Source organism: Streptomyces coelicoflavus, from assembly GCF_045041415.1.
GTDB classification, from domain to species: Bacteria; Actinomycetota; Actinomycetes; order Streptomycetales; family Streptomycetaceae; genus Streptomyces; species Streptomyces coelicoflavus.
Genome location: NZ_CP108218.1, coordinates 6,870,304 through 6,891,683 on the forward strand (window position 1 = coordinate 6,870,304; position 21,380 = coordinate 6,891,683).

Below are 21,380 nucleotides of genomic sequence, written 5' to 3' on the forward strand. Positions count from 1 at the left end.
CCGGAGGAGCAGAAAGAAGGGCGTCACATGACCGAGGACTCCGCGGGACGGCTCGTGGTCACGCTGGACCTCGGCGGGGTCACGGACAAGGCGGGCCTGATGGACCGCTGCGTCCGCGACCTGGCGCTGCCCGACTGGTTCGGCCGCAACTGGGACGCGCTCGCCGACTCCCTCGCCGACCCCTCCGTCTGGCCCGAGGGCGCGGCGGACCGGGGCCTGGTCCTCGTCGTGGAGGGCTGGCGGGCGTACGCCGAGGCGCGGCCGGACGAGTGGGCCGTCGCCGAGGAGGTCTTCGCCGAGGCCACCGACCGCGGCCCGGGGCTGTTCGTCACCCTCGGTCCTGGAGGATCTGGAGGATCCTCCAAGCAGGCCGCTGACCAGCCTGGATGATCTGCCCGGGGGTGATCGGCCATGCCTCATGGGACAATGAAGTACGTGCTCTTTCCCCCTGGCTGACCTGTCCGGGGGCCACCTCTGATCGACTGGGATGTGCAGCACGTGCGTTTCCTCAATGACATCCAGCCCTCGTACGACCTGACGTACGACGACGTGTTCATGGTGCCGAGCCGCTCCGCCGTGGGCTCCCGGCAGGGCGTGGACCTCGGTGCCCCGGACGGCACGGGCACCACGATCCCGCTGGTCGTCGCCAACATGACCGCCATCGCGGGCCGCCGGATGGCCGAGACGGTGGCCCGGCGCGGCGGCCTCGTGGTCATCCCGCAGGACATCCCGATCGAGGTCGTCACCGACGTCGTCTCCTGGGTGAAGAGCCGCCACCACGTCCTGGACACCCCGATCGTGCTGGCCCCGCACCAGACCGTCGCCGACGCGCTGGCCCTGCTGCCCAAGCGCGCGCACAACGCGGGCGTCGTCGTGGACGAGGACGGCAGGCCGGTCGGCGTGGTCACCGACGCCGACCTCTCCGGCGTGGACCGCTTCACCCAGCTCGAGGAGGTCATGTCCAAGGACCTGATCCTCATCGACGCCGACCTGGACCCCCGCGAGGCCTTCAACACCCTCGACGCGGCCAACCGGCGCTACGCCCCCGCCGTGGACAAGGACGGCCGTCTCGCCGGCATCCTCACCCGCAAGGGCGCCCTGCGCGCCACCCTGTACACCCCGGCCGTCGACGCGAACGGCAGGCTCCGCATCGCCGCCGCCGTCGGTATCAACGGCGACGTGGCCGGCAAGGCCAAGCAGCTGCTCGACGCGGGCGTGGACACCCTCGTCATCGACACCGCGCACGGCCACCAGGAGTCGATGATCAGCGCGGTCAAGGTGGTGCGCGAGCTCGACCCGCGGGTGCCGATCGTCGCGGGGAACATCGTCTCCGCCCAGGGCGTGCGCGACCTGATCGAGGCGGGCGCCGACATCGTCAAGGTCGGCGTCGGCCCCGGCGCGATGTGCACCACCCGGATGATGACCGGCGTGGGCCGGCCCCAGTTCTCCGCCGTCCTGGAGTGCGCCGCCGAGGCCAAGAAGTACGGCAAGCACGTGTGGGCCGACGGCGGTGTCCGCCACCCGCGCGACGTCGCCATGGCTCTCGCGGCCGGCGCGTCCAACGTGATGGTCGGCTCCTGGTTCGCCGGGACCTACGAGTCCCCGGGCGACCTCCAGCACGACGCCAACGGCCGCGCGTACAAGGAGTCCTTCGGCATGGCCTCCGCGCGCGCGGTGCGCAACCGCACCTCGGAGGAGTCGGCGTACGACCGGGCCCGCAAGGCGCTGTTCGAGGAGGGCATCTCCACTTCCCGGATGTTCCTCGACCCGGCCCGCCCCGGCGTCGAGGACCTGATCGACTCGATCATCGCGGGCGTCCGCTCGTCCTGCACCTACGCGGGTGCCGGCTCCCTGGAGGAGTTCGCCGAGAAGGCCATCGTGGGCATCCAGAGCGCCGCCGGTTACGCCGAGGGCAAGCCGCTGCACGCCAGCTGGAGCTGACCGGCGCCCGACCCGTGCACCGTCGCGTCAGGCCTGCTTGACGTCAAGCAGGCCTGACGCGACGGTGGGGGTATGACGACACCGCAGAGCATCGAGCCGCAGCACACCCTGCTGACCGCCGTGGCCCGCCTCGACGAACTGCGCGCCCGCGAGTCCCTCGCCGGTTTCGGCAGCGACGACGAGGTTCTGGACCGCCCCCAGCTCCTCGAACTGCTCGCGCTGAGCGAGGTGGTCGCCCGCAAGGCCGCCTACGGGCGTCAGCTCACCGTCCGCGCGGCCCGCGAGGCCGGTGCCTCCTGGACGCAGATCGGGGCCGCGCTCGGCACCAGCAAGCAGGCCGCGTGGGAGGCGCACATGCGCTGGATCGACGCCCAGGAGGACGCCCGCGGCCGGCCCGGCGAGATCGGCTTCGACGCGACGGACGCGGCCGACGCGCGCGCCGCCGCGGGCGAACCCGACGACGCCTGACCGGACCGGGCGACGCCTGACCGGACCCGACGACGCCTGACCGGACCGGGCGACGCCTGACCGGACCCGACGACGCCTGACCGAACCCGACGACGCCCGACAGAACCGACGACACCCGACCGGCCCCGCCGGACGGGCCGCCACGGGCCGGGACGGGGCGCCGGAGCCGCGGCCCCACTACGGCTGCTGACCAGGCCCGACGGCCGCCGGCCGGTCCCGGACGCAACGCCCCGCAGGCCTCGCGCAACGAACCCCCGCGCCGCCCCGTCGAACGCAACGATCGTGCTCGAACGCGCAAGGTTGCTGCATTACCGGAGCACCGCGCCCCTCGTAGTGTTCTGCGCTGTACGTGGCGTGGCGGGGACCCCGCTCGGTGGGTTCCCGCTCTTCGCGAGCGTGTCCACCGGTCCCCGCCGCTCCAGACGCCCGCCGGGAGCCCGTCCGCTCACCCCGGCGGCGCGACCGGCAGCGACAAAGGAGTCACCGCGTGATCGACCACGGCGCACCCCCGTACCACGACGAGGCGGCCGGCCCACCGTCCCCGGGCCTCGCCGCGCGCCTCATGCGCCGCAAGCCCGTGGAACGCCTCGTCGCCGAGGGCGGCCAGGGCGAGGGCGGCAGCCTCCGCCGTTCCCTCGGCCTCTGGCAGCTCACGATGATCAGCATCGGCGCCACCCTCGGCACCGGCATCTTCGTCGTCCTCGGCGAGGCCGTCCCCAAGGCCGGCCCGGCCGTCACGCTGTCCTTCGTCATCGCCGGCCTCACCGCGCTCTTCTCGGCCCTGTCCTACGCCGAACTGGCCGGCACCATCCCGGTCGCAGGATCCTCCTACTCGTACGCCTACGCCACCATGGGCGAGCTGATCGCCTGGATCTGCGGCTGGTGTCTGATCCTGGAGTACGGCGTGTCCGTGGCCGCCGTCGCCGTCGGCTGGGGCGAGTACCTGAACGAGCTGCTCGACGGCACCATCGGCGTCACCCTCCCCGCGGCCCTGTCGGCACCGCCCGGCGACGGCGGCATCTTCAACCTGCCCGCGCTGATCGTCGTACTCCTGGCCATGACCTTCCTGCTCGGCGGCGCCCGCGAGTCCGCCCGCGCCAACACGATCATGGTCGTCGTCAAGATCGCGGCGCTGGTGCTGTTCTGCGCGATCGGCGTACAGGGCTTCCGCTCCGGCAACTACGAGCACTTCATGCCCCTCGGCATGGCCGGGGTCAGCGCGGCCGGCGCGACGCTCTTCTTCTCCTACATCGGCTTCGACGCCGCCTCCACCGCCGGTGAGGAGGCGAAGAACGCCCAGCGCGACCTGCCCCGCGCCATCATGCTGTCCCTGGTCATCGTCACGGTGCTGTACGTCCTGGTCGCGGCCGTCGCCGTCGGCGCCAGGCCCTGGCGGACCTTCACCGACTCCGAGGCCTCCCTCGCCCAGATCATGACCGACGTGACCGGGCAGAGCTTCTGGGGCACGCTGCTGGCCTTCTGCGCCGTCGTCGCCATCGCCAGCGTCGTGCTGACCGTCCTCTACGGTCAGACCCGCGTCCTGTTCGCCATGTCCCGCGACGGACTGGTGCCCAAGGTGTTCTCCAAGGTCCACCCGAAGACCGGCGCGCCCCGCGCCAACACGCTGATCGTCTCGCTGTTCTGCGGCGTCCTGGCCGCCGCCATTCCGCTCGGGCAGCTCGCCGACGCCACCAGCATCGGCACGCTCTTCGCCTTCGCGCTCGTCAACGTCGCCGTCGTGATGCTGCGCCGGACCCGTCCCGACATGCGCCGCACCTTCCGGGTCCCGCTGTCGCCGGTCCTGCCCGCCCTCGGCTTCGGCTTCTGCGTCTGGATGATGGGCAGCCTGTCCACCGTCACCTGGGTGGTCTTCGGTGTCTGGATGGCGGTCGGGCTCGTGTTCTACTTCGTGTACGGCCACCGCCGCTCCCGACTTGCCACAGCGGACCCCTCCGAGGTCCGGACGCACCAGAAGTGAAGTGAACGACCCGCAGTGCTGAACGATCTCGACGAACGCATCGTGCACGCCCTCGCCGAGGACGCCCGCCGCTCCTACGCGGACATCGGGCAGTCGGTCGGCCTGTCCGCGCCCGCCGTGAAGCGGCGCGTGGACCGGCTGCGCGCCACCGGTGCCATCACCGGCTTCACCGTCCGCGTCGACCCCGCCGCGCTCGGCTGGGAGACCGAGGGGTTCGTCGAGATCTTCTGCCGCCGCAACACCTCGCCCGAGACCATCCAGCGGGGCCTGGAGCGCTACCAGGAGGTGGTGGCCGCGTCCACCGTCACCGGGGACGCCGACGCGGTCGCCCAGGTCTTCGCCTCCGACATGCGCCACTTCGAGCGGGTCCTGGAGCGGATCGCCGGGGAGCCGTTCGTGGAGCGCACCAAGTCCGTGCTGGTGCTCTCGCCGCTGCTGCGGCGCTTCTCGTCGGGCTCGCCCACGTAATCCCGTGGGCGGGACGCCGGCCGGCGTCTAGCATCGGTGCCATGAGCCGACGACATTGATCCACCCGCGTCACCCGTAGCGCCTCCTCCCGAGGGCCGCCCCGGACGCCGTACCTCCGGTGTCCGATCCGCCCCCTCGGGAAGGCCTCATGACTCTCTCCACCCCGCCCGGGCGTGCCCACGCGCCCGCCGGTACCCGCCGGCTCGTGCGCACCCTGTACGCATCCGCGTTCTGCGACGAGTTCGTCCTGCTCTACCCGGTGTACGCGCTGCTGTTCGCCGACACCGGTCTGTCCGTCTGGCAGACGGCCTCGCTGTTCGCCCTGTGGTCGCTGACCGGCGTGCTGCTCGAGGTGCCCTCCGGCGCCTGGGCCGACGCCGTCTCCCGGCGGCTGCTGCTGATCCTCGGCCCGCTGCTCACCGCCGCCGGCTTCGCCCTGTGGGTGCTCGTGCCCTCCTACGGCGCCTTCGCGCTCGGCTTCGTGCTGTGGGGCGCCGGCGGCGCGCTCGGCTCGGGCGCGCTGGAGGCGCTGGTCTACGACGAACTCGAGCGGGCCGGTGCGGCCGACCGGTACGCCCGCGTCATGGGCCGCGCCCGGGCGATCGGCATCGCCGCGACCATGTCGGCCATGGGCCTGGCCGGACCGGTCTTCGCCCGGGGCGGCTACGACGCGGTCGGCGCGGCGAGCGTACTGGCCTGCCTGGCCGGGGCAGGGGTCGCCACCCGGTTCCCCGAGCACCGCACACCCTCCGGCGGCGGCGAGCGCTGGTCCGCGACCCTGCGCGCGGGACTGGCCGACGCCCGCGCCGACCGGTCCGTGCGCGGCGCGCTGCTCCTCGTACCGGCCGTGACCGCGGTGTGGGGCGCGCTCGACGAGTACACGCCGCTGCTGGCGCGCGACACCGGCGTGGGAGCCGAGACCGTGCCCTGGCTGCTGCTGGTGATCTGGGCCGGCGCGACGGCCGGCAGTCTGCTGGCCGGCCCCGCCGAACGCCTGACCACCAGCGGGTTCGCCGTCCTGCTCACCGGTTCCGCACTCGCCCTGGCCGTCGGCGCCCTGGCCGGCACACCGGGCGCACTGGTCCTGGTGGCGCTCGCCTTCGGCGGCTTCCAGCTGGCGACCGTGCTGGCCGACGCCCGCCTCCAGCAGCGCGTCGACGACACCGGGCGGGCCACCCTGACCTCGGTCGCGGGCCTCGGCAGCGAGCTGGGCAACCTCGCCACCTACGGCGCCTACGCGGCGGCGGCCACGGCGTGGGGCCACGGCACCGCGTTCGCGCTGTCCGCGGTGCCGTACCTCGTGACGGCGCTGGTGCTGGCCGGCGCCGCCCGGACTACAGTCGCGGCTGCCAGGGCACGACGTGGAAGTCGCCGGTCCCCTTCTTGACCTTCTCGAAGGGTGCCGACGACACGCACCGGGGCAGCTCACCACCCTCCGCGGGGCTGCCCATAGCCGCCCAGCTGTAGCCGAGGCGGTCGTGTCGGCCCAGGTCGTGGACCGTGACCCCGACCCGCCTGCCCTCGGCGCCGGGAAGGTCGGAGTCGGTGATGACGCCGGAGACGACGGCCACGTCGCCGCCGGTCAGCAGGCAGTCCACGTCGGCCTCGGCCCGCGCCCCCTCGCCGTTCAGGTAGTGGCTGAACTCGAAGGTGCCGGTCGCCCGGAGCGGGTCGTCGCCGTGCTCGGCGGCCAGGTGGGCGTCGAAGGTGAAGGTGATGTCGTCCCCGGCCGACCGGTACAGCTCGGCCGTGCCGGTCAGCGCGGCGGCCTCCCTCGGCGCCGGGCCGCCGTGCGGGCCCCCGTGGGGGCCGTCGGCGACGGCCGCGCCCGTGGTGGTGGCGGTGATCAGCAGGGCGGCGCAGAGTGCGGCGGTCGCGGTACGGCGTTTCATGGCGGGTCGTCTCCCAGGGATGCGGAACCGGTGAACCGAACGGTCCCCACTGTTCCGGCGCCGTGCCCGCGCCACATCGGGCCCGGGTCGAAGGCCGCCTCCGCCGCGCGGCGGGGAGGGAGGGGGTGGGCCTGCTCCCCGGGGAGGACGGGGCGCCCGCCCGGGCACGCAACGAATCGCCGAGGTGTGCCGGACGCACGCAACGATCCGCTCACCGGCGCGCAACGGGTCCGTCTTGTCCGCCCGAGTCCGCCGACCGTACCGTCTATCTGGCCCCCCGAACCCCCTTTGACCGGTGAGGATCACGCATGCGCACCGCCCTGCTCCAGAGCTCCGGCCGCCCCGGTTCCGTCGCCGAGAACCTCAAGGTCCTCGACGAGGCCGCGGGCCGCGCCGCCGCCGCGGGCGCAGCGCTGCTCGTCACCTCCGAGCTGTTCCTGACCGGATACGCCATCGGTGACGCTGTCGGCGCCCTCGCCGAGCCCGCCGACGGGGACTCGGCCGACGCCGTGGCCGAGATCGCCGGACGGCACGGCCTGGCCGTCGCGTACGGCTACCCCGAGCGGGACGGCGAACGCGTCTTCAACTCCCTCCAGCTCGTCGCGGCGGACGGCACCCGGCCGGCGAACTACCGCAAGACCCACCTCTTCGGCTGCTTCGAGCGCGACCACTTCACGCCGGGCGAGCAGCCCGTCGTCCAGGCCGAGCTGAACGGCCTCACCGTCGGCCTGATGATCTGCTACGACGTGGAGTTCCCGGAGAACGTCCGCGCCCACGCCCTGGCCGGCACCGACCTGCTGCTCGTCCCGACCGCGCAGATGCACCCGTTCCAGTTCGTCGCCGAGTCCGTCGTGCCGGTGCGGGCGTTCGAGAACCAGATGTACGTCGCGTACGTCAACCGCGTCGGTCAGGAGGGCGAGTTCGAGTTCGTCGGCCTGTCCGTCCTCGCGGGGCCCGACGGCGTCGCCCGCGCCCGCGCCGGGCGGGCGGAGGAGCTGATCCTCGCCGACGCCGACCCGGCCCTCCTCGCCGCATCCCGCGAGGCCAACCCGTACCTGAAGGACCGCCGCCCCGGCCTCTACGGCGCCCTCGCCTGAGCCCCGGAGCCACGCGCGTCCCGACCCCCGTTCCACCCGTGCAAGGAGTCCGTACCCCATGACGTCCACCGTGCCCAACGCGATCGAGCACGCAGACGAGCAGCAGCCGCCGATCACCATGTTCGGGCCGGACTTCCCGTACGCGTACGACGACTTCCTCGCCCACCCCGCCGGACTCGGCCAGATACCCGCCACCGAGCACGGCGCCGAGGTCGCCGTCATCGGCGGCGGTCTGTCCGGCATCGTGGCCGCCTACGAGCTGATGAAGATGGGCCTCAAGCCCGTCGTCTACGAGGCCGACCGGATCGGCGGCCGGCTGCGCACCGTCGGCTTCGACGGCTGCGACCCCTCGCTGACCGCCGAGATGGGCGCGATGCGCTTCCCGCCGTCCTCCACCGCCCTCCAGCACTACATCGACCTGGTGGGCCTCGAGACCCGGGCCTTCCCCAACCCGCTGGCCGAGGCGACCCCCTCGACCGTCGTCGACCTCAAGGGCGAGTCGCACTACGCCGAGACCCTCGACGACCTTCCGCAGGTCTACCGGGACGTGGCCGACGCCTGGGCGAAGTGCCTGGAGGAGGGCGCCGACTTCTCCGACATGAACCGCGCCCTGCGCGAGCGCGACGTCCCCCGCATCCGCGAGATCTGGGCGAAGCTGGTCGAGAAGTTCGACAACCAGACCTTCTACGCCTTCCTGTGCGACTCGGAGGCCTTCAAGTCCTTCCGGCACCGCGAGATCTTCGGCCAGGTCGGCTTCGGCACCGGCGGCTGGGACACCGACTTCCCCAACTCCATCCTGGAGATCCTCCGCGTCGTCTACACCGAGGCCGACGACCACCACCGCGGCATCGTCGGCGGCTCCCAGCAGCTGCCGCTGCGGCTCTGGGAACGCGAGCCGGAGAAGATCGTCCACTGGCCGTACGGCACCTCGCTGAGCTCCCTGCACGCGGACGGCGAGCCCCGCCCGGCCGTGACCCGGCTGAACCGCACCGCCGGCAACCGCATCACCGTGACCGACGCCGACGGCGACATCCGCACCTACCGGGCGGCGATCTTCACCGCCCAGTCCTGGATGCTGCTCTCGAAGATCGCCTGCGACGACTCGCTCTTCCCGATCGACCACTGGACCGCGATCGAGCGGACCCACTACATGGAGAGCTCCAAGCTCTTCGTGCCCGTCGACCGGCCGTTCTGGCTGGACAAGGACGAGCACACGGGCCGGGACGTGATGTCGATGACGCTCACCGACCGCATGACCCGCGGCACCTACCTCCTCGACGACGGCCCCGACAAGCCCGCCGTCATCTGCCTCTCCTACACCTGGTGCGACGACAGCCTGAAGTGGCTGCCGCTGTCCGCGAACGAGCGGATGGAGGTCATGCTGAAGTCGCTCGGCGAGATCTACCCGAACGTCGACATCAGGAAGCACGTCATCGGCAACCCGGTGACGGTCTCCTGGGAGAACGAGCCCTACTTCATGGGCGCGTTCAAGGCCAACCTGCCCGGCCACTACCGCTACCAGCGGCGTCTGTTCACCCACTTCATGCAGGAGGAGCTGCCGGAGGACAAGCGGGGCATCTTCCTCGCCGGCGACGACATCTCCTGGACGGCCGGCTGGGCCGAGGGAGCCGTCCAGACCGCGCTCAACGCGGTCTGGGGCGTCATGCACCACTTCGGTGGCGAGACCGACGCGACCAACCCCGGCCCCGGCGACCTGTACGAGGAGATCGCGCCGGTGGAACTCCCGGAGGACTAGGGGGGCCCGGCGCGGGACCTCAGATCCCGGCCGCCCGGGCCTTCTCGTAGATCCGGGCGGCGACGTCCTTGAGTTCCCCGGCGTCGCGCGTGGTGCTCTGCACGTCGACGAGGATCTCGTCGAAACCGATCTCGGCATGCGCGGCCAGGTCCTCGACGATCTGGTCGACACCCCCCTGGAAGGGGCGACGGCCGGAGCCCTCGTGGTTCTTCACGCTGTAGCGGGTGTTGACCCGCAGCACCGTCCGGAGGGGCTTCGTGCGGCCCCGCTCGGCGGCCAGGTCCCGCAGCCGCCGCCACTGCTCGGCGACCGTCTCGGCACCGATACCGGTCGGCAGCCAGCCGTCGGCGTGGTCGACCAGGCGACGCCGGGCCCGGCCGCTGTCGCCCGCCGCCAGCAGGACCGGGATCGGCCGGGCCGGTTTGGGGCCGACCACGGCGGACGCGATCTTCGTGACCTCGCCGTCGTACACCACCGGGTCGGGGCCCCACACCGCGCGGCACACCCCGATCAGCTCGTCCAGGGCGGCACCGCGCTCGGCGAACGGCCGCACGGACGCCGCCGCGTACTCGGCGCGGGACCAGCCGGTGCCGAAGCCCGCCAGCACCCGGCCGCCGCTCGCCGCGTCCAGCGTGGCCAGGGCCCTCGCCAGCTGGAAGGGGACGTGCAGCGGGGCGACCAGGACGCTCGTGCCGAGCCGGGCCCGTTCGGTGACCGCGGCGGCCAGGGCGAGGGTGACCAGCGGTTCCGCCACGCTCCGGTACGTGTCGGGCCAGGGCAGGCCCTCGATGCCGTACAGCCCCTCGGCGGCGGGCTCGGGGAACAGGGCGCGCTCGAACACCCACAGGCTCTCGTAGCCCATCCGCTCCGCCGCGCGCGCCACGTCGGGGACGTCCTTGCCGATGTCGTACTGCCGCATCTGGGGGAGGCCGAGTCCGAGCCGGGTCGTCATGCCGGGGTGCTCCTTCGCCGTCGGGGTGCGATGCCGCCCATGGTTCGCATGCTGCGCATGGTTCCCACCGGGTTCAACGTACAGCGATCGCGGGGGAGTTCCGGGAGCGCACGCCGCCGCACCGGCCGGATCAGTCCCGCAGCGGTGTGAGCAGCATGCGGCCCGCGAAGCCCACCGCGGCGTCCAGCCGGTCGGTGAACTCCCCGGCGACGTCCGGCAGCCGGCGCAGCGCCCACAGCGCGCGGGCCGACGCCCAGGTGGCCTCACGGGCGCGCTCCAGGCTCCAGGAGCCGAGCAGGTGGGTCAGCGGGTCGGCGATCTGGAGGAGGTCGGGTCCCGGCATCAGCTCGTCGCGGATGCGCTCCTCCAGCGAGACGAGGAGATCACCCACGCGATCGAACTCGTCCTCCAGGTCGACGGGTTCGCAGCCGAGCGTACGACAGGTGTCCACCACGGCCAGCGCGAGATCGTGGCCGATGTGCGCGTTGATGCCCGCCAGCGCGAACTGCAGCGGCCGTACCCCGGGATGGCGGCGGAGCTGGAACAGGGGGCGCCAGCAGGCGGGCGGACGGCGGTCCTCCCGCGCCGCGTCCACGGCGGCCAGATAACGCTCCGCGAACCGCACGTCCAGCGCCGCAGCCGCCCGCGCGTCCGGGAACCGGCCGCCGTCGATGTGGCGGTCCACGGCCTCCGTGACGGACAGGTAGACGCGGTTGAACACCGCCAGACCGTCGCGGGCCGGCAGCGCCGAGTCGAGGGCGCGCATCCGGAACAGCACGGTGTCCACCGACGGGGCGGCCGTCGGGACTTGCTCGCAGTGCGCCATGGCGGCAGCGTCGCAGCTTTAGGCTGACGGCAGTGCCGGCGGGCCCGACGCTTCCCCAGAACGGGGGAACGCGCCCGCCGCGCAGGGGAGGGGGACCGTACGTGTCAGGCCTTCGTGCCCGGCGTCTGGCCGCTCGCAGGGCCAAGCGCAGGCGCGCCGTCGGCCGCGGTGCGATGGTCGCGGCGGCGTCCGTCGTCGTCGCGGTGGGCACCGTGACCGGCATGCTCACCGCGTCCGGCGACCAGGACGGCGACGGTGCCGGCACCGCCCGCCCGCAGGTGACCCACTCGGTGCGCCCGGACACCCCGCCCGCCTCCCCGTCCCCTTCTCCGTCGGTGGTGCCGTCGCGTTCCGCGTCCTCGTCCCCGGTCACCGGGAGGCCCGCTCCCGCCGCGTCGCCGAAGCGGGCCTCCGAGGAGGCGAAACCCCCGCCCACCGCCGCCACCCGCCTCTACCGGCACTCCGGCTCGCAGGTCCTCGACTGGGTCCGGGCCCACCCCGACGACCCGCGCCGGGACGTGATCGCGTCGCGGATCGCCGACCAGCCGGCGGCCGTCTGGTTCGCCGACCACACCCCGGCCACCATTACCGCGAGGGTCCGCGCCGTCACTGCCGCGGGTGCCGCCCAGGGCCGGGTGCCGGTCCTCGTGCCGTACGCGATACCCGACCGCGACTGCGGCGGCCACTCCGAGGGCGGCGCGCCCGACCTGGACGCCTACGACGCCTGGATCGACCGGTTCGCCGCCGGTCTCGGCCCCGGCGAGGTGATCGTCGTGCTGGAACCCGACTCGGTCGCCCAGTCCGAGTGCCTGTCCGCCGGAGACCGCGCCGACCGCTTCGCCTCCCTGGCCCGGGCGGGCCGGGTGCTGAAGGACGCCGGTTCCCGCACCCGGGTCTACTACGACGCGGGCCATTCCGGCTGGCACGCGCCCGCCAAGCAGGCGGGCTGGCTCGAACAGGCCGGCGCCGCCTCGGCCGACTCCTCCGACGGCGTCTTCAGCAACGTCTCCAACTTCCACGCCACCGCCGACGAGATCGCCTACGACCGCGCCGTCCTCGACGCCCTCGGCGGCCCGGCGACCCTCGGCGCCGTCATCGACACCAGCCGCAACGGCAACGGCGCCCCGCCGGACGGCGAGTGGTGCGACCCGGCCGGCCGCAGGGTCGGCCGCGCCCCGACCCTGAGCACCGGCATGGGGCGCATCGACGCCTACCTGTGGGTGAAGCTCCCGGGGGAGTCCGACGGCTGCAAGGGCGAACCGGGCACGTTCACCCCGTCGTACGCCTACGACTTGGCCCGCTGACCCCCGCCACCGTCCCCGCCGGATCCGGTCTTCTCGTCGTACGACGACGTGCCCTCGTCGAGCAGCGGCTGCTGGGTCTTGAGGTGCGCCGGGGCGAAGGCGCGCAGCGCGTGGTAGCCGGTGATGACGACCAGGGTGCCGAGCGCGATGCCGCTGAGGGAGAAGGTGTCGGTGAACTCCATGCTGACGTTGCCGACGCCGATGATGATGCCCGCGGCGGCCGGCACCAGGTTCAGCGGGTTGCGCATGTCCACCTTGGCGTTGATCCAGATCTGCGCGCCGAGGAGGCCGATCATGCCGTAGAGGATGACGGTGATGCCGCCGAGCACGCCGCCCGGGATCGCGGCCACGACCGCGCCGAACTTCGGGCAGAGGCCGAAGAGCAGCGCGAAGCCCGCCGCGGCCCAGTAGGCGGCCGTCGAGTAGACCCGGGTCGCGGCCATCACGCCGATGTTCTCGGAGTACGTGGTGTTGGGCGGCCCGCCGACCGCGGTGGAGAGCACCGAGCCGATGCCGTCGGCCGAGATCGCCGTGCCCAGCCTGTCGTCCAGGTTGTCGCCGGTCATCTCGCCGACCGCCTTGACGTGTCCGGCGTTCTCCGCGATCAGGGCGATGACGACGGGGAGGGCGACCAGGATCGCCGACCACTCGAAGCTCGGCCCGTGGAACGCCGGCAGCCCGATCCAGTCGGCCTGGCCCACGGCGGAGAAGTCGAGGCGCCAGTGGTCGGTGAGCTTGCCGCCGCCGTCCACCGAGTGGATCTTCCCGAAGATCCGGTCGAGGGTCCAGGAGAGGACGTAGCCGAAGACCAGTCCCAGGAAGATCGCGATCCGGGACCAGAAGCCGCGCAGGCACACCACGGCCAGACCGGTGAACAGCATCACGAACAGCGCCGTCCACTGGTCCTGCGGCCAGTAGGTGGAGGCGGTGACCGGGGCCAGGTTGAAGCCGATCAGCATCACCACCGCGCCGGTGACGACCGGCGGCATCGCGGCATGGATGATCCGCGCCCCGAAGCGCTGCACGGCGAGTCCCACCAGGAACAGCGCGACGCCGACGACGAGGACCGCGCCGGTCACCGTGGCGCTGGTACCGCCCTGCGCCCGGATGACCGCGGCGACGCCGACGAAGGAGAGCGAGCAGCCGAGATAGCTGGGCACCCGGCCGCGGGTGGCGAGCAGGAAGATGACGGTCGCCACACCGGACATCATGATCGCGAGGTTGGGGTCGAGGCCCATCAGGACCGGAGCCACGAAGGACGCCCCGAACATGGCCACCACGTGCTGGGCGCCGAGCCCGGCCGTGCGCGGCCAGGAGAGCCGTTCGTCGGGGCGGACCACCGCTCCGGGGGCGGGTACCTTCCCGTCCCCGTGCAGTTTCCAGCGCACGCCGAGGTCCATGGTGAGGTTTCGCTTTCTCTGTACGTGAGGACTGTCCGGACCATTGTCGGGGGTGCCCGGCCGTGCCCTTGACCTGCACCCTTCCCCGAGGGGTGTCCTGAGCGTCCGCTTAGGATGAGGGGGACCGCCGTACGAACTCCGTACGAACCCCCATACGAACCCCGTACACCCCCCCGTACGCCCCCCCGTGCGAACCGCCGTACGCCGCACAGCCGAGCACGACCAGGAGTCCCGCCCGTGACCGCCGAAGCACCCACCGCGCCCGCCCTGTCCCACGGCCTGCTCGTCCCCGTCACCGTCCACTTCGACGACCTGGACGCACTCGGGCTGCTGCACAACGCCCGCTACCCCGTCCTGGTGGAGCGGGCCTGGACCGAGCTGTGGGCCGGGCACGGCTTCCGGTTCGAGGGCGACTGGGAGGCGGCCGGAGACGCCTGCAACGCGGTCAAGGAGCTGACGATCGGCTACGAGGCGCCGGTCACCCGGCCCGGCGCCTACGCCGTCCACCTGTGGCTGGACCGGCTGGGCACCACCGGGCTGACCTACGGCTTCCGGTTCTGCTCGGCGGACGGCGCCACCACCTACGCCCGCGGTACCCGGGTGCTGGTCCGGCTGGACTCCCGGACGCTGCGCCCGGCGCCGTGGAGCGAGGCGTTCAGGACTGCCGGCCGGGCACTTCTGCGGCCGGCGGACTGATCGTCGGCCGGTTCCGGTCCCCGGCCCGCAGCACCCGCGCGAACACCACCAGGCAGCACGCCAGCGCGGTCACCAGGCCGAACGACACCACCAGGCTGGTCGCCTCGGCGAGCCCGCCGATCGCGCCCGGCGCGATCAGACCCGAGGTGTACGTGATGGTGGCGACACCCGCGATGGCCAGGCTCGGGTTGGAGCCGGCCCGGCCGGCCGCGGCGAAGCACAGCGGGACGACCACGGCGATGCCGAGGCCCATCAGCGCGAAGCCGGTCATCGCCATCGCCGGACCGCCCCCGACCACGACCAGCAGACCGCCGAGGGTGGCCAGCACCCCGCTCACCCGGACGGTGCGCACCGCGCCGAACCGGTCCACCACCTTGTCGCCGACGAGCCGGGTCAGCGCCATGGTGAGCGTGAAGCCCGTCGTGCACGCCGCCGCCAGACCGGCCGAGGCCTCCAGCTCGTCCCGCAGATAGACCGCCGACCAGTCCAGGCTCGCGCCCTCCGCGAACACCGCGCAGAAGCCGACCGCGCCGATCAGAACCGCCGACCTCGGCGGCAGCGCGAACCGCGGCGGCGGGTCCTCGTCCTCGGAAGGTTGCAGATCCAGCACCCAGGCGCAGGCCGCCAGGCCCGTCACGGTCAGCACCGCGGCGGCCAGGACGTGGTGCGTCCGGGCGTCCGTACCCAGGTGGGCGGCGAGCGTCCCGGCCGCCGATCCGATCAGCGCGCCCGCGCTCCACATGCCGTGCAGCCCGGACATGATCGACTTGTCGAGACGGTTCTCGATCTCGACGCCCAGGGCGTTCATCGCCACGTCCGACATGCCCGCCGTGGCGCCGTAGACGAACAGGGCGAGACACAGGGTGAGCAGGTTCGGGGCCAGGGAGGGCAGGACCAGGGCCAGCGTCCACAGCGCCAGCAGACCGCGCAGGGCGGCGCGGGCACCGAAGCGGTGGGTGACGCGGCCGGCCAGCGGCATGGCGAGGGACGCGCCGAGCGCCGGGAAGGCGAGCGCCAGTCCCAACTGGCCCGCGCTCACACCGGCGTGGTCCTGGATCCACGGCACCCGGGTCGCGAAGGAGCCGGTGACGGAGCCGTGCACGGCGAACACGGCCGCCACGGCGTACCGGGCGCGCTTCACCTCGTCCCGCCCGTAGGTCCCTGTGCTCATGGTCCACCCCTCCGTGTCCTCGGTGCGCGGCAGTGCGTGGCAGTGTGCGGCAGCGCGCGGCGTAAACTATCAGGGAGCCTGCCTGATAGATAGTGGATTACCGGCGTGCGCCTCCGCGCCCCCGATCTGGAAGGATCCCGGCATGCCCGCATCCCCGAGCACCGCCCGGGCCATCAACGACCGGCTCGCCCTCCACCTGCTCCAGCGGGAGGGCCCGTTGACGGCAGGGCAGCTGAAGCAGCTGACCGGCCTGTCCCGGCCCACCGTCGCCGACCTCGTCGAACGCCTCACCGCCTCCGGGCTGATCGAGGTGGCAGGGGAGTCCGGCGAGCAGCGCCGCGGGCCCAACGCCAAGCTCTACGGCATCGTCGCCGGGCGCGCGTACCTCGCCGCCCTCGACGTGCGCACCGAGGGCGTCGCCGTGCTCGTCTCCGACCTGCTCGGCCGGGTCCTCGCCGAGGGCTCCGTGCCCATCGACGACCACTCCGGCACCGGTCCCGCGGTGGAGCAGGCGGTGGGCCTGGTCGAGCGCGCGGTGAAGGAGGCCGGCGCCGACCGGCTGCACACCGTCGGCATCGGCGCGCCCGGCCTGATCGACCCGGCCGGCGGGGAACTCCGCGACTCCACCGGGCTGCCCGAATGGCACCGCCGGCTGATGGCCGCGCTCCAGGACACGTTCCCCGAGGCGAGGGTCGGCGTCGAGAACGAGACCAACCTCGCCGCCCTGGCCGAGCAGCGCGACGGCGCCGCCCGCGACCGCGACACCTTCGTCCTCCTCTGGCTCGGCCTCGGCATCGGCGCCGCCGTCGTCCTCGACGGCACCCTGCGCCGGGGCGTCTCCGGGGGAGCGGGCGAGATCGGCTTCATGCCGGTGCCGGGCACCGCGGGCCTGCCCTCCGCCACCGACTGCGACGGCGGCTTCCACTCCGTGGCGGGGGCCGCGGCGGTGACCGCGCTGGCGGCCGAGCACGGCGTGACGGCACCGTCCACCGGCCCCGAGCCGCACGCCGCCACGCTGGTGAGGGAGGCGGTACGCCGGTCGGCGTCCGGGCACGACCCGGTCGCCGACCGGTTCCTCGACGCGCTCGCCGACCGCGTCGTCCTGGGCGCCGCCGCCGTCGTCTCCGTCCTCGACCCCGGCTGCCTGGTCCTCGCCGGCGAGATCGGCCGGGCCGGCGCCGACGCCCTCGCCGACCGCGTCCGGCACCGCCTCGCCCGGATGTCCCCGCTGGCCACGGAGGTACGGCCCAGCACCCTGGGCGGCGGCGCGGTCCTGCGCGGTGCCCTGCTGACCGCCCGCGACCGCGCCCAGGACGACCTCTTCGCACCGCCGGAGCGCTAGGGGGCGTCGTTCGGATGTGCCGGGGTCGCGCACAAGGCGTCGTTGCCTGGAGCCGCCCTGATCCGAACGACACCACCCTGGCCCGCGGCGCTTCGGGCGGCGTGGGCAGGCGGGGCAGGCGCTCGCGCGTCGCCGCGGCCGGCGCGACGTCGGCGCCCCCGCGGAGCCGCTCCCCGAAGGTCCGGGCCCGACTGCTTGCCCCGGTGGAGCTCCCCTCCCCGGGCGATCGGCCGGCGCGCGGCCTCTCTCCGGCGGTCCGTCGGCGGTCGCCCCTCCGGCGATCGGCCGGCGGAGCCCCTCAGGGAGTCGGCCGTCGCCCCGCGGAGTCAGGCTCCCGGAACGCCGAACCGTCCGCCGCCAGCCACACCAGTACCGCCGGGAGCAGGACCGCCGCCCCCAGCAGGGCCATGAAACCCGCGGCGCTCGCCGCTGGCAGGGGCTCCAGGTGCCGGGCGTGGAACAGGAGGTGGGCCACGGAGGAGACCAGGTAGGCCACCAGGGACGTGAGCACCAGGCGGCGCTCCATCGTCGCCACCGCCGCGCACAGCACCACGGCGAGCGCGAGACTCGCCCCGCCGAAGTCCCGGAGCAGATGCTCGTTGTAGGGCGGCAGGTGCGACACCCAGGGCCACTTCCAGAACAGCCCGGGCAGCAGCAGGACCCACAGCCCCAGCACCACCTGACCGCCCGCGAGTACTCCCAGCCCCGCCCGCAGCACCGCCCGTCTGCTCATCCGCGCCGTCCGCCCTCCCCGCCGCCGAACCGCACCGCCAGGTACTCCTCGAACGTGCCCTTGCCGACCGCGTGTTCGGGCGCGAGATGCCCGCCCGCGCGGAACGCGCGGTAAGTCTTCCCCGCGAGCGGCACGTTCACCACGGCCCGACGGCGTCCCGTCGCGTCCAGGTAGGAGCGGGCCAGCGACGTGAAGGTGCGCACCTCGGGACCGCCCAGGTCCGGCACCCGTCCGGCGGGGGCGCCCACGGCCAGTCCGGCGAGCCGGTCCGCGACCTCCGACACCTCCACCGGCTGGTCCGAGGCATGGGCGGGCAGCACCAGGACGGGCATCCTGGCCAGCGCCTGGAGCACCCCCACCACCAGGTCGTGGAACTGGGTCGCCCGCAGCACCGTCCACCCGATCCCCGACTCCTCCACCAGCCTCTCCACCGCGAGCTTGGACCGGTAGTAGCCGAGCGGCACCCGGTCGACACCGACGATCGAGATGTAGACCAGGTGGGCCACCCCGGCCCGCTTCGCCGCCGCGACCAGGTTCGCGGCCGACCGCTCGTCCCCGCCGCGCTGCGTGGTCGCGCAGTGCACGACGGTGTCGACTCCGGCGAGCGCCGTGTCCAGGCCGACGCCGCCCTCGCGCAGGTCCACGGCGTACGGCCGGCTGTGCCGGCTGAGCACCCGCACCTCGTGCCCGTCGGTGCGCAGCCGTTCGGTGACGAGCCGGCCGAGCGTGCCGGTGCCGCCGGTCACCAGGATCGTGGTCATGCTGTTCAGCCCCCTGCCGGATGTGGGCGTGCGGTTCGCCCATCACACCGTGGCGCAGCCCGGAGGGCAACGCACCCTGCCCGAGCCCGGCAGGGTGCGTTGGGGTGACCCGGCGGCGGGCAAGGGCCTTCGTCACCGCCGCCGGGCCCGTTCGGGTGAGGGGTCAGCAGGCGCCGAGGTCCTGCCAGACACCCCATTCACCGGTGGTTCCGGGCTCCTCGCCCTTCGTCCACCACTTGGACTTCCACGAGTGCCCCTGGTGGGACACCGTGGTGCCGCCGCCGTAGGACGCGCCCGCGTCCCAGGCCGGGACGGTGCACTGCCCGGTGCCGTCCGTCGGGCTCGGGCCAGGGGTCGGGGACTGCGTGTCCGTCGGCGTGGGCGCCGGCGTCTCCGTCCCGGGATCCACCACGGTCGTGCCCCGGGCGAGGTCGCCGGCCAGGGCGTACGCCTTGCCGTCGATCGTCACCGTCCAGTTCGACGGGGTCGACACGGGCAGGTAGTAGTTGAACGCCAGGTCGACGGTCGCCCCCGGCGCCAGCGACTGCCACGCCGGCAGCTTCATCGACACCCGGTGGAAGTCACCCTTCAGACCGCCCGCGTTGCCGCCCGTGTGGTCACTGCTGATGACCTTGGTCCCGAAACCGGACTGGTCGGAGGCGTTCCCCGGGGCCGAGGTCCCGTAGTCGAACTGGAACTCCGTGCCGCCCGGCAGCGCGGACTTCGTGTTGTTGGTGATCCGCAGCTTGGGTGTGATCGGGTAGTTGGAGTCGCCCAGCTTGAACTCCGTGAACTCCACGTCCACGTTCACGGCCTCCGTCGGCAGGGCCGCGTTCGACTTCTTCGCGCCGTACGGCGCGGCCGACTTGAACGTGTCGTACATCAGCGAGGTGAGGGTGTCGCCCATCTCGTACTGGCCCTCGGCGGCGTTCCAGCCGTAGTCGCCGGCCAGCTCCCAGATCATCGCGCCACCGATGCCGCGGTCCACCACGTAGTCGGCCTTGGCCCCGACCGACTGCTCGTCCTCGGTGGACAGGAAGACCTTCTTCTCGGCGTTCCACAGCCAGGGCGCGACCAGCGTCGCGTCGTACTTGCGGGCGTAGGTGCCCGTCAGCTTCGTGTCCGCCGGGAAGCCGTAGTCGGTGACGTAGTCGCCGACGATGCCCTTCTCCAGGTTCTTGGCGTGCCACATCGGGTTGGAACCCGCCGGGGACTCCTTGCCGTTGGCGTCGAGGTCGTGCCAGAGGTTGTCGATGCCGACGGCGCCGTCACCGCACTTGGTCAGGCCGGAGCCCGCCGGGCAGGTGGACGCGGGAGCCTTGCCCCACAGGCCGTCGGTGCCGCCCTGGACGTTCTTGTGGCCGCGCGTGTAGTACGGCAGGCCGATGTTGATGCGGCCGGCCGGCATGGAGCCCCGGAAGTAGTGGTAGGCCCAGTCGGTGTTGAGGTAGCCGATGCCGCCGTACTGGGCGCTGCCGTAGACGTTGGCGGCGGCCAGCTCGGCGTCCTTGCCGTCGTCGAAGAGGGAGGCGTTCGGGCCGACGTACTCGTTCCAGGCGCCGTGCAGGTCGTAGGACATGATGTTGACGTAGTCCAGGTACTTCTGGACCTGGAAGGTCTCCATGCCGCGCAGCAGGTACCCGGAGGACGGCGCGGCGACGGAGAGCAGGTAGTGCCTGCCGTCCGCGGCGCCCGCGCGGTCCAGCTTCTCGCGCAGCGTCTTCATCAGCGCCGCGTAGCCCTTGACCAGCCCGGCCCGGCGGCCGTTGGCGAAGGACCAGTCGAGCGGGTTGCCCGCGTCCTTCATCGTCGTCGGGTACTCGTAGTCGATGTCGACGCCGTTGAAGCCGTACTTCCGGACGAAGTCGACCGCCGAGTCCGCGAAGGTGTCGATGCCGGCCCGGTTGACCGAGCCGTCGGCGTTGGTCGCCATCGAGTAGAAGCCGCCCGAGTCCACGCGCGAGCCGTCGTCCGCGAAGTAGCCGCCCGTCTCGGCCCAGCCACCCACCGAGATCATCGTCTTGACGTCCGGGTGCTGCTTCTTGAACTTGTTGAGCAGGTTGAAGTGGCCCTTGTAGGGCAGGTCCGGGTCCATCTCGGCGCCCGCGACCCCGGGCCACGTCATGCCGGTCGCCGCGTTCTTCTCGCCGTCCGAGCCCACGGAGAGCCTGTTGCCGCCGTCGACGTGCGCGAAGGCGTAGTTGATGTGGGTGATCTTGTCCCACGGGATGTCCGAGGCGAGGTAGGCCGGCTTGCCGTCCTTGCCCGTGCGCCAGCTCGTGAAGTACCCGATCACCCGGCGCGGGTGGTCGGCGCCCATCTTCTCCCTGCCGTCGGCGTCGTAGACCGAGCAGTAGGGGACGTCGACGCCGGGCGTCTGGTAGAGCCCGTCGGGTCGACAGGAGTCCTGGGCGGCGGCCTGCGACGCGGTCGCAGGGAGACCGGCGAGCAGCAGGCCGGCGACGGCGGCGGCCGCCGCGAACAGGGCCGGCCCCGCTCTGTGGCGGGATCTGGAGCGTGACGGGGAAGGCACAGTCGGGTTCCTCTCCACGGAAGTTGCGCAGACCCTAGAGAGGACTAGACCAGTGCGTCAAT

The 21,380-nt window shown here is 72.9% G+C and carries 19 protein-coding genes; 11 read left to right on the forward strand and 8 right to left on the reverse strand.

Annotated elements, in window-relative coordinates:
* Window positions 1-27: 27 nt before the first annotated feature.
* From OHA99_RS30870 to OHA99_RS30895, 6 genes are all read left to right on the forward strand, one after another.
* Window positions 28-390 (forward strand): barstar family protein, encoded by a 363-nt coding sequence (locus OHA99_RS30870; protein ID WP_164385456.1) that lies wholly within the window; start codon window positions 28-30, stop codon window positions 388-390.
* Window positions 391-498: 108 nt separating this feature from the next.
* Window positions 499-1,941 carry a GuaB1 family IMP dehydrogenase-related protein gene (locus tag OHA99_RS30875; RefSeq protein WP_007447445.1) on the forward strand — a complete coding sequence of 481 codons (1,443 nt, stop codon included), beginning with the start codon at window positions 499-501 and terminating at the stop codon, window positions 1,939-1,941.
* 72 nt (window positions 1,942-2,013) lie between these two features.
* A complete protein-coding gene (locus OHA99_RS30880) occupies window positions 2,014-2,409 on the forward strand; it encodes a hypothetical protein (protein ID WP_381587574.1) in 396 nt (131 codons plus the stop codon).
* A gap of 487 nt (window positions 2,410-2,896) precedes the next feature.
* Window positions 2,897-4,387: an amino acid permease gene (locus tag OHA99_RS30885; protein ID WP_405698431.1), complete on the forward strand. Its 1,491-nt coding sequence runs from the start codon at window positions 2,897-2,899 to the stop codon at window positions 4,385-4,387.
* A 15-nt stretch (window positions 4,388-4,402) separates the two neighbouring features.
* On the forward strand, window positions 4,403-4,855 hold the full coding sequence (locus OHA99_RS30890) for an Lrp/AsnC family transcriptional regulator (protein ID WP_003977367.1): 453 nt from the start codon (window positions 4,403-4,405) through the stop codon (window positions 4,853-4,855).
* 148 nt (window positions 4,856-5,003) lie between these two features.
* A complete protein-coding gene (locus OHA99_RS30895) occupies window positions 5,004-6,242 on the forward strand; it encodes an MFS transporter (protein ID WP_405698432.1) in 1,239 nt (412 codons plus the stop codon).
* On the opposite strand, the gene OHA99_RS30900 is transcribed toward OHA99_RS30895, so the two are convergent.
* On the reverse strand, window positions 6,190-6,747 hold the full coding sequence (locus OHA99_RS30900; RefSeq protein WP_405698433.1) for a Repetin: 558 nt from the start codon (window positions 6,745-6,747) through the stop codon (window positions 6,190-6,192). The genes OHA99_RS30895 and OHA99_RS30900 overlap by 53 nt on opposite strands.
* Window positions 6,748-7,055: 308 nt before the next feature.
* Here OHA99_RS30900 and OHA99_RS30905 point away from each other — a divergent pair, with 308 nt between their 5' ends.
* The gene (locus OHA99_RS30905; RefSeq protein ID WP_405698434.1) at window positions 7,056-7,844 is read left to right on the forward strand and encodes a carbon-nitrogen hydrolase family protein; all 789 of its coding nucleotides are present in this window, start codon (window positions 7,056-7,058) and stop codon (window positions 7,842-7,844) included.
* Window positions 7,845-7,902: 58 nt separating this feature from the next.
* Window positions 7,903-9,600 carry a flavin monoamine oxidase family protein gene (locus OHA99_RS30910; protein WP_405698435.1) on the forward strand — a complete coding sequence of 566 codons (1,698 nt, stop codon included), beginning with the start codon at window positions 7,903-7,905 and terminating at the stop codon, window positions 9,598-9,600.
* Window positions 9,601-9,619: 19 nt separating this feature from the next.
* Here OHA99_RS30910 and OHA99_RS30915 read toward each other — a convergent pair whose 3' ends face one another.
* Entirely contained in the window at window positions 9,620-10,552 is a 933-nt protein-coding gene (locus tag OHA99_RS30915) for an LLM class F420-dependent oxidoreductase (protein ID WP_054101802.1), read from the reverse strand.
* A 130-nt stretch (window positions 10,553-10,682) separates the two neighbouring features.
* Window positions 10,683-11,378, reverse strand: coding sequence for a DUF5995 family protein (locus tag OHA99_RS30920; protein ID WP_153180769.1), 696 nt, complete (start codon window positions 11,376-11,378; stop codon window positions 10,683-10,685).
* A 173-nt stretch (window positions 11,379-11,551) separates the two neighbouring features.
* Here OHA99_RS30920 and OHA99_RS30925 point away from each other — a divergent pair, with 173 nt between their 5' ends.
* Window positions 11,552-12,682, forward strand: a complete 1,131-nt coding sequence (locus OHA99_RS30925; protein ID WP_366473558.1) for a glycoside hydrolase family 6 protein — start codon at window positions 11,552-11,554, stop codon at window positions 12,680-12,682.
* Here the strand turns inward: OHA99_RS30925 and OHA99_RS30930 are convergent.
* Window positions 12,664-14,082, reverse strand: coding sequence for a uracil-xanthine permease family protein (locus OHA99_RS30930; protein WP_153180770.1), 1,419 nt, complete (start codon window positions 14,080-14,082; stop codon window positions 12,664-12,666). The two genes, OHA99_RS30925 and OHA99_RS30930, sit on opposite strands and share 19 nt — an antisense overlap.
* 237 nt (window positions 14,083-14,319) lie before the next feature.
* Between OHA99_RS30930 and OHA99_RS30935 the strand changes: the two genes are divergently transcribed.
* On the forward strand, window positions 14,320-14,778 hold the full coding sequence (locus OHA99_RS30935; protein WP_153180771.1) for a thioesterase family protein: 459 nt from the start codon (window positions 14,320-14,322) through the stop codon (window positions 14,776-14,778).
* Here OHA99_RS30935 and OHA99_RS30940 read toward each other — a convergent pair.
* Window positions 14,738-15,949 carry an MFS transporter gene (locus OHA99_RS30940; RefSeq protein WP_366473538.1) on the reverse strand — a complete coding sequence of 404 codons (1,212 nt, stop codon included), beginning with the start codon at window positions 15,947-15,949 and terminating at the stop codon, window positions 14,738-14,740. The genes OHA99_RS30935 and OHA99_RS30940 overlap by 41 nt on opposite strands.
* Window positions 15,950-16,091: 142 nt before the next feature.
* Between OHA99_RS30940 and OHA99_RS30945 the strand changes: the two genes are divergently transcribed.
* Entirely contained in the window at window positions 16,092-17,291 is a 1,200-nt protein-coding gene (locus tag OHA99_RS30945) for an ROK family transcriptional regulator (protein ID WP_345963941.1), read from the forward strand.
* 298 nt (window positions 17,292-17,589) lie between these two features.
* On the opposite strand, the gene OHA99_RS30950 is transcribed toward OHA99_RS30945, so the two are convergent.
* The 3 genes from OHA99_RS30950 to OHA99_RS30960 form a co-directional block, all read right to left on the reverse strand.
* Window positions 17,590-18,024, reverse strand: a complete 435-nt coding sequence (locus tag OHA99_RS30950; RefSeq protein WP_240469126.1) for a hypothetical protein — start codon at window positions 18,022-18,024, stop codon at window positions 17,590-17,592.
* A complete protein-coding gene (locus OHA99_RS30955; protein WP_381498828.1) occupies window positions 18,021-18,785 on the reverse strand; it encodes an SDR family oxidoreductase in 765 nt (254 codons plus the stop codon). The genes OHA99_RS30950 and OHA99_RS30955 overlap by 4 nt, the downstream gene beginning before the upstream one ends.
* A gap of 163 nt (window positions 18,786-18,948) precedes the next feature.
* Window positions 18,949-21,318 (reverse strand): chitinase C-terminal domain-containing protein, encoded by a 2,370-nt coding sequence (locus tag OHA99_RS30960; protein WP_405698436.1) that lies wholly within the window; start codon window positions 21,316-21,318, stop codon window positions 18,949-18,951.
* Between the last annotated feature and the right edge of the window lie 62 nt (window positions 21,319-21,380).

What these genes read in the sequence shown, in the direction of transcription:
- OHA99_RS30870 (WP_164385456.1), top strand. Translation starts at nt 28, where the DNA reads ATGACCGAGGACTCCGCGGGACGGCTCGTGGTCACGCTGGACCTCGGC.
- OHA99_RS30880 (WP_381587574.1), top strand. Translation starts at nt 2,014, where the DNA reads ATGACGACACCGCAGAGCATCGAGCCGCAGCACACCCTGCTGACCGCC.
- OHA99_RS30895 (WP_405698432.1), top strand. Translation starts at nt 5,004, where the DNA reads ATGACTCTCTCCACCCCGCCCGGGCGTGCCCACGCGCCCGCCGGTACC.
- OHA99_RS30900 (WP_405698433.1), bottom strand. Translation starts at nt 6,747, where the DNA reads ATGAAACGCCGTACCGCGACCGCCGCACTCTGCGCCGCCCTGCTGATC.
- OHA99_RS30905 (WP_405698434.1), top strand. Translation starts at nt 7,056, where the DNA reads ATGCGCACCGCCCTGCTCCAGAGCTCCGGCCGCCCCGGTTCCGTCGCC.
- OHA99_RS30910 (WP_405698435.1), top strand. Translation starts at nt 7,903, where the DNA reads ATGACGTCCACCGTGCCCAACGCGATCGAGCACGCAGACGAGCAGCAG.
- OHA99_RS30915 (WP_054101802.1), bottom strand. Translation starts at nt 10,552, where the DNA reads ATGACGACCCGGCTCGGACTCGGCCTCCCCCAGATGCGGCAGTACGAC.
- OHA99_RS30920 (WP_153180769.1), bottom strand. Translation starts at nt 11,378, where the DNA reads ATGGCGCACTGCGAGCAAGTCCCGACGGCCGCCCCGTCGGTGGACACC.
- OHA99_RS30925 (WP_366473558.1), top strand. Translation starts at nt 11,552, where the DNA reads ATGGTCGCGGCGGCGTCCGTCGTCGTCGCGGTGGGCACCGTGACCGGC.
- OHA99_RS30930 (WP_153180770.1), bottom strand. Translation starts at nt 14,082, where the DNA reads ATGGACCTCGGCGTGCGCTGGAAACTGCACGGGGACGGGAAGGTACCC.
- OHA99_RS30940 (WP_366473538.1), bottom strand. Translation starts at nt 15,949, where the DNA reads ATGAGCACAGGGACCTACGGGCGGGACGAGGTGAAGCGCGCCCGGTAC.
- OHA99_RS30945 (WP_345963941.1), top strand. Translation starts at nt 16,092, where the DNA reads ATGCCCGCATCCCCGAGCACCGCCCGGGCCATCAACGACCGGCTCGCC.
- OHA99_RS30950 (WP_240469126.1), bottom strand. Translation starts at nt 18,024, where the DNA reads ATGAGCAGACGGGCGGTGCTGCGGGCGGGGCTGGGAGTACTCGCGGGC.
- OHA99_RS30955 (WP_381498828.1), bottom strand. Translation starts at nt 18,785, where the DNA reads ATGACCACGATCCTGGTGACCGGCGGCACCGGCACGCTCGGCCGGCTC.